9 protein-coding genes and 4 pseudogenes are annotated in these 13,663 nt (G+C 49.8%); 6 read left to right on the top strand and 7 right to left on the bottom strand.

Features of this window, described 5'->3' with window-relative positions:
* The first annotated feature begins 161 nt into the window (after positions 1-161).
* Complete coding sequence (locus JQR86_RS23560; protein WP_434155696.1) at positions 162-626, top strand: hypothetical protein; 465 nt, start codon at positions 162-164, stop codon at positions 624-626.
* 937 nt (positions 627-1,563) lie between these two features.
* On the opposite strand, the gene JQR86_RS23555 is transcribed toward JQR86_RS23560, so the two are convergent.
* Positions 1,564-2,526, bottom strand: coding sequence for an endonuclease (locus JQR86_RS23555; protein WP_434155695.1), 963 nt, complete (start codon positions 2,524-2,526; stop codon positions 1,564-1,566).
* A gap of 169 nt (positions 2,527-2,695) precedes the next feature.
* Between JQR86_RS23555 and JQR86_RS23550 the strand changes: the two are divergent.
* From JQR86_RS23550 to JQR86_RS23540, 3 pseudogenes are all read left to right on the top strand, one after another.
* Positions 2,696-3,531: pseudogene (locus JQR86_RS23550) on the top strand (3'-5' exonuclease); the annotation flags it as partial.
* 60 nt (positions 3,532-3,591) lie between these two features.
* Positions 3,592-4,445: pseudogene (locus JQR86_RS23545) on the top strand (IS5 family transposase).
* Positions 4,409-4,747: pseudogene (locus JQR86_RS23540) on the top strand (DNA polymerase II); the annotation flags it as partial. The pseudogenes JQR86_RS23545 and JQR86_RS23540, both read left to right, overlap by 37 nt.
* Positions 4,748-5,886: 1,139 nt before the next feature.
* Here the strand turns inward: JQR86_RS23540 and JQR86_RS23535 are convergent.
* Positions 5,887-6,036 (bottom strand): hypothetical protein, encoded by a 150-nt coding sequence (locus JQR86_RS23535; protein WP_434155694.1) that lies wholly within the window; start codon positions 6,034-6,036, stop codon positions 5,887-5,889.
* Positions 6,037-6,491: 455 nt separating this feature from the next.
* On the opposite strand from JQR86_RS23535, the gene JQR86_RS23530 reads away from it, so the two are divergent.
* Positions 6,492-6,923, top strand: coding sequence for a hypothetical protein (locus JQR86_RS23530; protein WP_434155693.1), 432 nt, complete (start codon positions 6,492-6,494; stop codon positions 6,921-6,923).
* A gap of 342 nt (positions 6,924-7,265) precedes the next feature.
* On the opposite strand, the gene JQR86_RS23525 is transcribed toward JQR86_RS23530, so the two are convergent.
* Positions 7,266-8,486, bottom strand: a complete 1,221-nt coding sequence (locus JQR86_RS23525) for an ATP-binding protein (protein WP_434155691.1) — start codon at positions 8,484-8,486, stop codon at positions 7,266-7,268.
* A 936-nt stretch (positions 8,487-9,422) separates the two neighbouring features.
* Positions 9,423-9,710 carry a helix-turn-helix domain-containing protein gene (locus tag JQR86_RS23520; RefSeq protein ID WP_434155690.1) on the bottom strand — a complete coding sequence of 96 codons (288 nt, stop codon included), beginning with the start codon at positions 9,708-9,710 and terminating at the stop codon, positions 9,423-9,425.
* A gap of 108 nt (positions 9,711-9,818) precedes the next feature.
* On the opposite strand from JQR86_RS23520, the gene JQR86_RS23515 reads away from it, so the two are divergent.
* Positions 9,819-10,262, top strand: coding sequence for a hypothetical protein (locus JQR86_RS23515; RefSeq protein ID WP_434155689.1), 444 nt, complete (start codon positions 9,819-9,821; stop codon positions 10,260-10,262).
* A 1,738-nt stretch (positions 10,263-12,000) separates the two neighbouring features.
* Here the strand turns inward: JQR86_RS23515 and JQR86_RS23510 are convergent.
* From JQR86_RS23510 to JQR86_RS23500, 3 genes and pseudogenes are all read right to left on the bottom strand, one after another.
* On the bottom strand, positions 12,001-12,207 hold the full coding sequence (locus JQR86_RS23510; protein ID WP_434155687.1) for a hypothetical protein: 207 nt from the start codon (positions 12,205-12,207) through the stop codon (positions 12,001-12,003).
* Between the two features lie 144 nt (positions 12,208-12,351).
* Positions 12,352-13,182, bottom strand: a pseudogene (locus JQR86_RS23505) (IS630 family transposase); the annotation flags it as partial.
* A 112-nt stretch (positions 13,183-13,294) separates the two neighbouring features.
* Positions 13,295-13,567, bottom strand: coding sequence for a DUF1654 domain-containing protein (locus JQR86_RS23500; protein WP_434155685.1), 273 nt, complete (start codon positions 13,565-13,567; stop codon positions 13,295-13,297).
* Between the last annotated feature and the right edge of the window lie 96 nt (positions 13,568-13,663).

Genomic DNA, 13,663 nt, shown 5'->3' with positions numbered 1-13,663 from the left:
ATTCGGTGTAGAGGCCAATAGTGATGATTGGCTGATGAGCAGTGATTCAGACGTCCATTCTAGGTCCACTCTCCACATATATCTCATGGCCTATTTGAGGGAATGACCTATCTATGAATGGTAATGGTCCTGATAGGTACACTCCGCGAGCGTACTGGGACATGCAGAAGGCAGCGCTTTTATCTGCCAAGCAACTCTTGCCGGATGAATTGCAAAGTATTGAGCTGAGGCCTATTGGCAAAGAGGAACTGATTGCTCACCTCGAATGGGTGTCATCGCCACACACCTTCGATTGGGCTCTGATTGCTACATACAAGTTTAGAAAGCATCACAGCTTTGATTTTGCTATTTGGCATAACGACGTTCTGTGTGGCTTGTGCTGTGCAAGTTCAGAGTATGCTGATGATGTAGATATAGAGTATTTACAAGGCAATTCCGATCCAGGCCATCCTCTCAAAGGCGAGATTATACCTACGGCTGTTACCGTTCTCAGAGCTTATGCAGCCGTGCTGGATGCAAACAACATAGTCGTGCAGAACGCACTTGAGGGAGCCGTACAGGCATACAGGCGAGCTGGATTCACTGGTGATAAAAGCTATCTTGCTCTCCCAGCCTTGGAGGTATAGATTTGAGCTATTCAGAGGGCTTTGCCATGGCTAAAACTAAAGAGACTTCATCGATATCTGTAGGAGGCACTACCGTCTCGTATGAAGAGGCATTACGAAGGATTGCTGCTAGGGGCCTAAATCGTAGGCTTACCTACGCAGAGTTCAATAAATCTGCCGAAGCTGAAAAAGCTATGGATAATGGTGACTTCGCGGGTAGTGCTCCGGCTGTCCAGAAACGCCATTAATGATGCATCTCACTGGCTAAAGGCGCACTTAAGTGCGCCTTTTCTTTGCCTGCTTGTCTCGTAGTGGTGAGAAATCTTGTCCACACCAAATCTGGCATATGCCACGCCCTGGAAGATTTTCCCTCAGCGCTTGAAAAATGTGGGCTATTGTTTGTGGCAACAGATTTTGCACAGCGGTAGATCAAGGTTATAAGTTCGGTGTAATAGTAGAGCCCGGTGGCGGTAACGGCCCGAACCTTGGGGAACTGCGCCCAGTGAGAATGTAAGCGTCCTTACGTTGTTCTGTTTTCACGTAACGACCCGGCTAGCGAAGTATTGGCAAGCGTGGTGCACTCGTACTACTCCTGGCGCCAGCCGCGTGATAATCCCAAGCCGATACTTTATATGTCTGACGGTGCTCCGGCATATGCGCCAAGTTTCTTGTCTTTTGGTGGCCATACAGCTGTAGTCAATGGTCTGCATGGAATTCCATCAGGAGATCGGGCTGGCGAGTTCTACGGTTACAAAAGCGCGTTCAAGGTTATTGGCTCAGCACAAGGGCTTACGTACATGGGTAAGCGTGTTGCTTTAAATGCGGGTGCCTACAACTAAACCCTCATGTCGCCAAGTCTCGCCCGAGGCATAACGATTTACTTTAGATATTAAGGGGAATATTTCCCCTAGATTTGCCACAAAGCTATTTTTCACCTAAATAACTCATGGCTATCCTATCACTTGCAGTTACCCGCCTTTCGGTATCCAGCAGCCTGCGCTTCGGCTTCTGAGCCGAACGCCACCTGATTCTTTGGTGAAACTTTGTCATAGCTAGGACACCCCACTGGTAGGTGATAGATATGACTGCTCTTGTTACCCATAATGGCAACTGAAGATGACGTGCTGCTTACATTTGTTGTGTTTATTGGCTGAGGTGTTCGTGTTGGAATAGGGCTAACGATGCCTTCACCGACTGGTTTATAACCGAGTGTCCATTTTCGCTCATCTGTTACGAACGGATTGTGGTGCCCCATTACCGTTGCGATTCGATTGTCCCGCTCTTTTTCCCATGGAGTAACAGGAAACTGCTTATCCCAGGCCGTCAGGAGCTGTTGTTGCTGGCGTGACATGGACAAGTTGTAACGATCATACATATAAAAGGTCACCCGAGCCGTTAGCCCCTTAACTTCATCGCGAGGCTCCGCTGCACGGCCAGCAAAATCGACCTTTGTATTACACTGTCCATACTGGGAGCCGGCGCCGGCAACCATACCGTACTGGAAGTTGCTGCGATCACCGTTCACTTCACCCACAGAAGGATAGAGGTTATAGAGGTCCGCCTCCATGGCGCGGAAAACAGGATCGTCCGCTACGCAATTTTTACGACCGCCGTTCTGCCAGCCCTGACGCTGATGCCCAAAAATCCAAGCCGGCACGATATGCTCCCATTCAACACGTTCTGCTCGGTTTTGCTGCGAGCGTGTTTGGTAGCCACATGAGGCAAAATCGATACGGCCTCCAGATTTACCAGCCCAGGTCCAGTGGCAGCCACAATACAATTCGCCTTGAGTGCTATTGGTTTGGTCGAAATAAATCTTTTGCTTGGCTACTACCTTATCTTCGGTGAAGGTGAATGGAGGAGCCGCTTGCGCGGTAAAGGGCAGAAGTAGAGCCAGGGCGGCAAGCAGGACTTTTTTCATGACCGCACATATAAAAAACGAAACGGGCGCGCATTATAGAGGCTACGATTGACGATATAACGGTAATCGAACTCAGTAGTTTATTGATTGAAGCCCTAGGTAATGCCGTCAATCTGGGAATCTATATTTCCAGTTATCCCTGTGCAGCAATCTGCGTCATCATAAAGAGATCTATGGTTTTGCTGTATGGGCTGAAGGTGGAACTTTCACAGCGTTTGTACTTACGAGACACTGGCGGGACACGCCGGTAGGTACAGAAATCGACTTCTGTCTTGCCACAGATACAGGACCGGTTCACGCATCCCTGCCCTACCAACCTTCCGTTGCCTTTATTCCTGTTGAACAGCAGGGTCAGGTAGCTGCACTCATTGCACGTGAACCCGGCACGCAGCTACGCCAACTTGAATTATGTGACTTCAGGCACCGCCCAATGGCGGGCCTGTACTGCCAGACCTACCGGCAGCTTCTTGGCCTTGCCGATAAACTCAAAAGTGCAGGAGTCGATATCTATGAGGCAGATATCCGACCTCACGAGCGTTATCTCATGGAGCGCTTTATCACCGCCCCTGTCCTCTTCACTGGCGAGTTGGATGGTAATGGGCGGCTCCGCAACGCTCAGCTAAAACCCGCGCCTGATTTTCGACCAACACTTAGGTTGGCCTCACTAGACATAGAAACCAGTGAGCGAGGGAACTTTATTGTATTGGCATTGAAGGCTGTGGCGTGCGCCAAGTATTCATGTTGGGGCCAGCCAATGGCAATGATGACGCCCTCGATTTCGATCTTTTTTACTGCGATACCCGCGCCGAACTACTCGAAAGACTCAATGAGTGGTTCGCCCAATATGACCCCGATGCCATTATCGGCTGGAACGTTATTGGCTTTGATCTACGTGTACTTCAGGAGCATGCAAGCAAGTTACAAATACCGCTGCGTCAGGGGCGAGGAGCATCCGAGCTTGAGTGGCGAGACGGGCGCTTCGCCTCTGCTCCAGGGCGGTTACTAGGGTTTGTCTGAAAAGTCGCGTTTGTTAGCCTAATGCCGTTGTGGCAAGCGGAGGCAGACATGACAGATCGCTACGAGCTTTCGAGTCAGCGCTGGGCATTGATTGAAGACATCGTTTCCCCTCCCCAGACCATGGGCCGTCCTCGCCGGGATGATCGACAGATGCTCAATGGTATCTTCTGGATCCTTTGCTCCGGCGCCAAATGGCGTGATCTACCCGAACGCTAAGGCCCTTGGAAAACGGTCTATCAGCGTTTTCGCCAATGGCGGGACGACGGAACGTTTGAGCGCGTATTGACTCGTCTGCATCTGCGGCTTCGCCAGGATGGCTTTATCGATCTGGATACCTGGATGGTGGACTCTACGACCATTCGAGCTACCCGTGCCGCGGCAGGAGGCGGAAAAAAAGGGGCCCGGACGAACCTGTAGATCATTGCCTGGGACGCAGCCGGGGTGGGTTAGGTACCAAGATTCACCTGCTTTGCGATGCCAATGGTTATCCGCTGAGCTTTACCCTCTCGCCTGGTCAGCAGGCCGATTCGCGCAACTTTATTCCGTTACTCGATCAGGTGCGTCTTCCTGGCTCTCAGGGCAGACCACGCAAGCGTTGCCGGACAGTGATCGCGGACAAGGGCTACGATAGTGAAGGGTTGCGTCGCTATTGCGACCGCTTCGGTATGCAGCCGGTGATTGCCCAGCGCACGATGCACCGCAAGCCCCGGACAGGTCTGCCTCGCCTGTTTGATAGGCCCAAGTATCAACAGCGTAACGTGATCGAACGGCTATTCGGTTGGTTAAAGGAAAAGCGTCGGCTCTGTACTCGCTTTGACAAGCTGGCTAGCAGCTTCAAGGCCATGGTTACGCTGGCCTGTATCGAGCGATGCATGCGGGCCGACTTTTCAGACAAACCCTAATCGATGGTGTCGAAGCGCTTCGCTCGGCCTTTTGGAGTTTTTCATCTTTTAGTTTGGAGAACGTCTCACAGACACTTCTGGGAGAAGGCAAGGATATCGATAGCCCCTACCCGCGTATGGCGTCCATCAACCGGATGTTTGCGAACGACAAGGCTGCGCTGGCCAGATACAACATCAAAGACTGCATACTTGTACTGCGAATCGTTGAGAAGACAGACATCCTGGTGTTTCTTCTAGATCGGGCCAGCGTTACAGGGCTACCGGCTGACCGCCATGCAGGCTCTATTGCTGCCTTTACTCACCCCTTCTTCTAGGAGCCGCGCTTTATCCACGGGAAACCTACACATTTCTTCGGATTATCTTATCCCTGCCTTCTAATGACCTCCACCGTTCCTGCTGATGCTGTATCCCAAACCCAGGCCACCTTCCAATACAAGCGCCCCGCCACAGAGCTACCTTCGAAACATCAGTCATATAGCCTCGGAATTCATCGAAAAACCCATAGGCTGCTTGGAATACCATGGGGATTTCCGTCTCCCACCAGTGAGATCCAGTCGTTTATCAGTAGGAGTGCGTACCGAGCACTTACTAACCAGTGAAAAAGCTCTGCCAAACCTGAAGATTTCATCGGGAAACCCATAGGTTGCTTGGAATACCATGGGGATTTCCTTCTCCCACCAGTGAGATTCAGTCGTTTATCAGTAGGAGTGCGCACCGGGCATTTACTAACCAGTGAAAAAGCTCTGCCAAGCTTGAAAATTTCATTGGGAAACCCTTACGCAACAGCGCTTTACCTAGGCGAATCAGTCGCGGGCAGTTAAATACCTGAAGTTACCGTAGGAAGATGCAGGTGACCATTAAGGCACCAGTAGGCAGGCTAAAAGCAAGATGAAACCCAAGGTAAAGCTGGCCTTGACCACGCTTCATTGCAGCCAGAAGTCTCAACGAATACTCCTGGAACAGAAGCGGAAGTCTTTGACGAAAAACCGAGCGAAAGGATGAGTCAGAAAAGCGCGGAGAGGAATTCTACTTATCGCCCGGCACACTACAAAAATAGAACAATATCTCCAATCTAGGATGGTGCCAGCAAATTATGACCAAAAATAAACGCTAAAACATACCGCTATAATAATTGGCTTCTATGCAACATAAAGGGCCAATAATAGCCAAATTTACCGGTTTGGTCGGTGACCAATTTTTCAGCCTAAAACATACCGCTAATGATTATTGGCTTTCTATAACCTTGGCCACCCCCTCCGTGTTGCACGGGCAATAAATGACCAATTTTTGAGACTAAATAGCCGTCTAATGTAATTATTGAGTCAGACCCTCTACTTTTTCCCTTTTACCCTATAGCGAACTCTTGCTGGCTTAGCCTACGGCTTTGTCTCAGTCATGAAAAAGCCGGCACATCGCCGGCTTGTCACAGGTGTTTCTCGGCTTAGAACTCGCCCCCCTCACCCATAGGTTTTGCGTTCTGGCTCTCGTACAGCTCGACCAGCATCTTTACCACCTCATCTGAGGCCTTCATGCTTTTGTTGCCCTCCTGGACTACCGCCAGAGCATCGAACTCTTCTTCGCCGATATACACAACCTCCTTGAGGGTCTTCTTTTGGTGTCTCCCACCAGATACAGGAGATAGTTGGACGGCGCTGGTGGGTTTTCTTCACATAGACATGCAGTCTCCCTTCTACCTTTTTGGCGAAAGCCTCCATTGCTGAACTGAGGTTTGATACGGAAGTGGTCTGAGTATTCATGTTTGCGCCTTCAGCTTGTTTATCAGTACCTCTTTTATAACGGGTCACTATTCCTCACTACACACCCTCGGACTGTTTTCACACATTTAAGGGCCAGCATGTCACCTAACCCATGTGGGGTAGGCGTAACTGCATTTAGTTGAGTTGCACGCTTGCCCCAAATCCCAACAATCAATTCTGAGCTGAACGCTTTGGCGCCGGCGGGGCGATAGTTCCCAAACACAGATTGAACAGAAGAGGGGAGCGGCTGTTGTCGTTCCAGTCGACGGATGCTTGTAGGAGGCACGCCGTGGAATACCGCACAATGTGGTTGACAGACCTGACAGATTCAGAGCTGCGCGAACTTGACCCATGGCGCATCTTGACCGCCGATAGAGCGCGAGGCTTTCTCATCATGGCGGCTCGCGATGCTCTGGGCAGGTATAAGAAGAAGTTCGGCCTTGCCAAGATGGACAATGATGAGCTGCTGCATGAGGTTTATCCCATGCTGTATGAAGCCCTGCCCGAAATCATGGCTAGCTGTATCGATGCGACCGAACCCGAAAACCGGGATCGCTTCATATACGGTAACTTGCGGCGCCTGATCCGCTGCCGCTTGGCTGAACAAGTCTTTGGCGGCATAGCTCCGAACGACCTCACCTATATAGAAGAGGTGAGCACTGTTATCGACGATGCAGACGAATCCTCGCTGGTCTACCTAAGTGACCTAGAGAACTCTTAGGTTTTTTAAAGGACAAGTCACGACCTCTGTTGAGAGAGGTGATGAAAACCGGACGGCATAAGTAGCACGTGAGAATCGAATAGTAAGAGCTTTTCGCAAACACGAACCACGTCGAGGTAAACGTGTTACTCCACTGCCCGACAATTTGCCCTAGTGCACCTTTTCCTTTGTAAGCCAGCGGCCAAGACAAATTAGCGTGGCTTGGGTGGTGCTTCGGGTCGCGCTTTTGTAGGTTATAGAGGGCAAAGTCGCAACCTTTGCACGCCATGTCGGTTCGCATGGCGATTAGATTTTCTTCAGCGCAATTAACCACAGACTCAACAGAAGAAGGGAAAAGCCTCCTCAGTTGGTCCATAACAATGAAATCGGCACGGCTATTAGCTGTTCATCGAAAGACACAACCTGATCACCAAAATAGAAGACCACGCCACGTTTAAATTGCTGCGATGTTACCTCGCGCAGCTGGCGAAGACCGCTGAAATCTTTACTGCTGATCGTGGCTGCTGCCTTAACCTCAACACCTAACAACTCGCCTTGTCGATTTTCAAGAACAAAATCAACCTCAACGCCGGTATAGGTGCAGTAGTGCATTAAATGTGTGCATGACGCCGACCATCCCTGATGCTTGACTAATTCTGCCTGTACAAAGGCTTCGACAAGATCAGCGGGCAATTCAAATTTGTTTGCAATTCGGCTGCTGTTCAACCCCTGCAAATGAGCCATCATGCCGTAATCGGTCACGAACAGCTTGGGTGACTTCTGAAGTCGCTTTCCTAGGTTAGAAGCCCATGCCGGCACCTGACGTATCAAGAACAAGGTTTCGAGCAGAGTCAGGTAACGCTTAAGTGTCGTTTGCGGTATCCCAATTGAGCGTGAGAGCTCGGCTGCATTGAGCAACTTGCCACTGCGAGCCCCAAGCAGCCTCATCAACCTCGGCAACTCTAATAGCCCATCGATTTGAGCAAGGTCTCGAATATCTCGAGTTAGAACAGTGTAGAGGTAACTTTCGAACCAAGCTTCGCGGTGGCGCTTACTTACACGTTCCAGCGCCTCGGGATATCCACCTTGCAACAATCGGTTTATAAAGTCCTGCCTTTGAAAACCGCATCTGTCTGGGAGATCGTTTCGGTAGAGTCGATCAATCACGCTCGTTGATCTGCCCTCTATCTCGCACTGCGCCAGCGGCCAGAGGCCAATTACTTTCATACGCCCTGCTAGAGACTCGGCTATCTGTGGCAGAAGCGTCAGGCTGGCCGAGCCGGTGAGCAGAAAACGTCCAGCGGTGCGGTCTTGATCTATGGACGCCTTGATCGCAAGAAATACCCGAGGCGCACGCTGGACTTCATCAAGGCAAACCGGCCCCTTAAGAGAGCTTATGAAGCCGAACGGGTCTGCTTGAACCGCAGCACAGACTGTAGGATTGTCGAACGTGTAATAAGTGGCTTTTCGTTCAAGGCTCTGAATCAAAGCGCTTTTGCCGGTTTGGCGTGCACCATTGAGTAGCACTGCCGGGCTATTTTGCAAAGCTTCTATTATATTTTGGCGAATTTTCCGTGGATACATGGTTGAATTTCATCCACTTGATGGGTGAAATTACAGCCTAACTCAAGTCCCATTGTTGTTCATGTGGCTTATGCTTTAACCACCACAACTAGGCCTGGTAGCACTAGAGTCTGTCTGAAAAAGCTTTTCTCAAGCAAATCCGTAAGCAAGCCGGAGAAATCATGGCTTCAAAGCTGCTGATGAGTTCCTCGAAACGAGTAGCTATCCGGTGATGCTCCTCAAGCCTGCTAAAAAAGCCGCTCGATAACATTGCGCTTGAGATAGGTCGGTCGGCCAAACAATCTGGGCAGGCCTGTCCTGGGACGACGATGCATCTGACATAGGGGATGATGGGCTTGATCCTGAAGCGGCTGCAGTACTGGCCTAGCGCCTGACTATCATAATCCTTATCAGCCAGAACCGTGCGGCACCGTTTGAGTAGAGCATTAAACAGCAAGCGTACGGAAACGGTGATAGACCGTTTGCCAGGCGGCAAAATGCAAGAAAAGCCACTTTTCGTGCATTTTGATGGACTGCTGAATCAGTGACAATCGAGGAAGCTTTTGGCCAGCTTCAACATCGACGCCACGTGGGCAACATTAAGGCAGTAAAGGTCCAAGATTACATCTTCTCCTTCAAGTCGTCATGCTTATCACGCGGCAACAACCTCTCTGCGAGGGCAAAGCTCTCTACTTTGGCAAATGTATCGATTTCCGTCGGATTGAAGAAGCTCGGTGTTTGGTAATCGCTGTTGTCGACTAATTTTATCTTTAGCGGCGTTCATGATCTCTATGCGTGAACGCTCACAATTGTTTGTTCTATCTGATACCTAACGGCTAGCCCAAACCAAACGACAATGTAGGCATTAATATGGCATCAGTGCCGAAATGCCAAGCGCACAGCTCATCAAGCCCTATCAATACGACGTGGCGAAATCGTTCAGCGAACCGATGTAGTTTACTCTGCTACTAGTTTCATTAATTCATTACTAACCCGGCTCAGCAGCGCCTCATAATCCTCCAGACCATCCGTACCAAGTAAATAGGTCAGAGCTATCATGGTGACTGGATGAACGTCGAGAGCCTTGCACAAGCTATCAAGCTTTTCGAGCGTCGGGCTCGTACCTCCACGCTCTATTAAACTGACATAGGTGCGGCTACTGACAACTGAAAAATCCTCCTGACTGAGCCCTTGGCTTTGCCTTACCAGTCTCAGCGCCTGACCGAACGAATTTCTAACATCCATTTTACGACCCCGCAAAATGGAAAGATGAAGCGATATTGAACAATTTATGGCTACAACATATATTGTTCGCCAATCGAGATATGATCTCATCAAAAGTCGAGGCGCAACGTGTTCAAGACCAATCGCTATGCTGAGTTACTTCCTGGGCTTTCAAACGGCCCAGCCGGTGTGCAGTTCTGGTCATTTGTCGAGCAAGAGATAGCGTGGCCTTGGTTTTATCTCCAGTTAGTAGAGGTCGATGGCCAAGAGATTTTTCGAAGCATGCTGATGGTTCCCACAACCCCAATGCTTGAGCAGATCGTGGCCGTAAAAACGGACAACGCCTGGCTAGAACAAGCTCTACTAGTTTCACCAAGCTCCTTAAACAAAACGGGCCGCTGGATGATGGAGCCGCTGGTAGAGGTTTGCTCCATACGCAACGAGCAAGACCGAGAGTTTGGATATGTTTACCGAGTAGAAGGACCGAAAACTTACTCTACCCTAGATTTCTTAGTGAATGAGCCCTTAAAAACTTGCACGATTTTCTCGGCGGAATTGCATTTACCAAATTGAGGGTGCTTAACCATGCCCAAATTTGTCGTTTGACGTGTGGTTACACTAGCCTGAGTGGGCACGAGTCGCTATGGATAATGCCCATCGCAATGAGTGTATAGACCCCACAGTACCGGTGTACCTGAGGTGGCAGACCATGCGGCTGAAGCGGGGGAAACTACCTTAAAAGGCTACCGCGTTCTTGATGGCCGAGGATAAGAAGCGTTGACGTTAGTTGACCACTATCGCTCAGATGAGCTTATTGATCTGCTGTGTTTGCTCGCTAGTACGCGGCTGTTAGCGGGGCATCGGGCGGGGCATACTGCTCAACTTGGCTTCCCGTATATAACGAGGCATTACTGAAGCCATTTCGGTGGAACAGTTCCTTAACCGGTACGACGACCCTACCTGCGTGATAAAAGCGATAATCTGCTATGGGATAAAACGCTTTTCTCACAGTTGTCTCTTACTTATTAAACCGACTCTACTAAACTAGGGGTAATACTGAAATCGGAAAGCAGGTCAAGCTGATCCGGGTCATGGTGACCGTGCTGATTCCCTTGACGTTGTTAAATTTAGTGGATTTTTATATGGTGCAGCATCAGCAGTATCATATCTCCTCTTGTTTCAGGCAGATGACTGCATCTATGGATGCTTCAATCTAATGCCGTCACTGCTTATACGGTAGGTATCCTTGTACAGTTACCTTTTTAACAAAACCGATTTATACCGACCCGGTTGCTCATTATTTGAATAGAGCGGATCGTTCTTGAATGATATCTGCTGCGGTTACGGCCGAGGCGCTATGTGTAGCATGAGGTAGACTACCTCTAAAAACTCAATAGTAAATGCAGTACTTTATACGCTTCAGGAAATCCTTAATGTCTTAAACGTCAGACAGGATTGTCAGTGACGTCCAGCGGCATGTTATCTTCCAGATACGTTCCGGTCATTCTTCAGCCAGCAGCATCTAAGTGCCAAACACATTGGTGGAACGCTTCAGCAGCTTCGCGTATTGGAAGGCACGGCACCCTGGCGAGAATTGAGGCGTGCCGGTTGCTTGCGGCTCTGGTGATAAATTGTCCTGGTCGACTTCCCAACGGTGCGGCTAAGTTGCTCTTCGTCAAGTACAAATCAGAAATAGTAAGTATGCCTTGCACGTCTTTCAGGTCGAAACCTTTGACAATGAACCTTAGACCGAGACCGGGCTTAGCTGACAGAAGTCTGTCTGGAGAAAGTACTCCGTCAGCTTGCAGATAGGGGGCGCCTTCCGAGCACAAGCGAGGGAGAACGGCATAGCGCGCTATTTTGAACAATATATATTCTGTGAGAGTAACGTTATTTAGCTCATAGCGTTTTAACACCTTTTACATCTTATCCCGCTTTGAGCCAATAATTTTATTGCCATGCTATCGTCCAGCGTTGCGAGGAGTTGATTGGTAGCGGTTCGCCGTTGCCTCCCCCGCGGATACTCTCTCCTGCCTCCGAAGAACAGCGATGGAGCAGCATATAATTATTGAGGAGCGGAATAGAAATAGCGTAATACCAAACTTAACGAGTCTTTGCAGGAAATGAGCATAGGCGTTGGGACAAACTTCACTGGTTAAATGGGTACGAAGGCACCACACGCTACCCTGGTACTTAGCAAGACGGCACGCATTTCTGATCGCGCTGATGAGCTGTTTGATGACAGAAATCAGCGGCCATATTTGCGACGGGTAAAAATTAAGCCGAATAATCGGCTAATGTGAGCAGCGATTCACTGCTTACCTTTGACTACAGAGTCTTCATGCTCATCCTGTGGCAGCGATTTACCAGCAAGGGCTGAACTCTTAATCTTTTCAAAGGCGTTCATTGCTTCTTTATTGAAAAAGCTGTGATATCGTGGTGATTGCTGCAGAAGGCGAATTTTATCCCGGGCAGCAGCAAGGGTTTGTGCATGCGAATATCCATCGTCATTGCTCATACCTTATTCCTTATCGTTAGCCTTTGTAGCAAAAATAAAACATTAGAAAGACAGCGGCAATGTTTAACTTGCAATCCTGCATGTACATGATCTCATTTAACGGACACGACGGTTGCTAGTGTGGTTAATCACAACTACGTTTAATTAGTTCCTGCGAAAAGCCCGTGCTGCCCGACCTACCGAAGCCAGGATTTCACCAGCGCTCCTACTCCAGCGGAAGGGCCTCGGGTTCTGGTTGTAAGTCGCCAGGTAATGGTTAATAGACTGCTCAAGATCGCTTACGCTGGTATGTGATTGCCGCTTGATCCATCTCTGGCTAAGGGTCGAGAAAAAGCGTTCTACCAGGTTTAGCCAGGAAGCCGAGGTTGGGGTGAAATGCACCTGATAACGAGGGTGTGCGGCTAGCTATGCCTTTACCTGATCGGTCTTATTTACCGCATTGGTGTCCATGATCAAGTGAACCGGTAGGTCAGTACAGATCTCTTCATCAATAGCCTTCAAGAACTCCACAAACTCAGCGCTACGATGACAACGCTTGAGACGCCCGATCACTTTGCCTGTGACAACATCCAGCGCAGCAAACAATGTCGTTGTGCCAAAGCGCTGATAATCATGTATTCGAGTTACGAGATGGCCTGGTGCCAACGGCAGACCTGGCTGGGTTCAATCCAGGGCCTGGATCTGGCTTTTCTCATCAATACACAGCACCAGAGCCTTATCCGGTGGGTTCAGGTATAGCCCAACGATGTCATGAACTTTATCGACGAAGGCCGGATCGGTTGAGAGTTTGAACGTCTGCTCAAGGTGAGGCTTAAGGCCAAAGGCTCGCCAGATACGTTGCACACTGGCCATGGAAATATCGGTAGCCTTGCTCATGCGGCGCGAACTCCAGTGGCTGGCATCCTCAGGCTTGGTTTGCCGGACCCGATCAACGACCTCTTGAACCTTCGCGTCACTAGTACGGCTGAACCCGGCTGGGCCATGGGGCGCGAAATGATGAGCCAGAGCTACATAACACGGCTGGATCAGCTTTGGACGGTGCGCAGTTGAAAGAGTAGCTTCGACCGGAGAGTGAGAGAAGGTACGGTCAACCTTTCTGCGGAACCGTCCAGAAGATCTGAACATTGCCATCATCGCGAAAAGCCAGGGTCACGTTATCCGTCTCACCTAATTCCGCCATGACCTGCTCCTGCTCCTGCTCCTGCTCCTGCTCCCAGACATCATCCGGATCGCTTTCCAGTCGCTCAAGCAGCGTTGTCTTTGCGCGCTGAGCAGCTGGACTGTTGATCACGCGCTGAAGACGCATTGCCAGTACTTCATAGGATTTGGGAGCAGATGGAGACGCAGTTTTCTTTGCCATGTGTACAACCTGATACTGTATATATTTACAGCACTACATACCTCGCATCTAGATCAAGCTATTTTACGGGCAGCTCCTGAGCGCCAGGAGCCAAGC

The sequence above is a fragment of the Pseudomonas sp. JZ134 genome (assembly GCF_051027695.1).
GTDB lineage: Bacteria > Pseudomonadota > Gammaproteobacteria > Pseudomonadales > Pseudomonadaceae > Chryseomonas > Chryseomonas luteola.
The sequence above is the reverse complement of the archived record's forward strand: the minus strand, read 5'-3'. Positions and strand labels throughout refer to the sequence as shown.

What these genes read in the sequence shown, in the direction of transcription:
- JQR86_RS23560 (WP_434155696.1), top strand. Translation starts at nt 162, where the DNA reads ATGCAGAAGGCAGCGCTTTTATCTGCCAAGCAACTCTTGCCGGATGAA.
- JQR86_RS23555 (WP_434155695.1), bottom strand. Translation starts at nt 2,526, where the DNA reads ATGAAAAAAGTCCTGCTTGCCGCCCTGGCTCTACTTCTGCCCTTTACC.
- JQR86_RS23525 (WP_434155691.1), bottom strand. Translation starts at nt 8,486, where the DNA reads ATGTATCCACGGAAAATTCGCCAAAATATAATAGAAGCTTTGCAAAAT.
- JQR86_RS23520 (WP_434155690.1), bottom strand. Translation starts at nt 9,710, where the DNA reads ATGGATGTTAGAAATTCGTTCGGTCAGGCGCTGAGACTGGTAAGGCAA.
- JQR86_RS23510 (WP_434155687.1), bottom strand. Translation starts at nt 12,207, where the DNA reads ATGAGCAATGACGATGGATATTCGCATGCACAAACCCTTGCTGCTGCC.
- JQR86_RS23500 (WP_434155685.1), bottom strand. Translation starts at nt 13,567, where the DNA reads ATGGCAAAGAAAACTGCGTCTCCATCTGCTCCCAAATCCTATGAAGTA.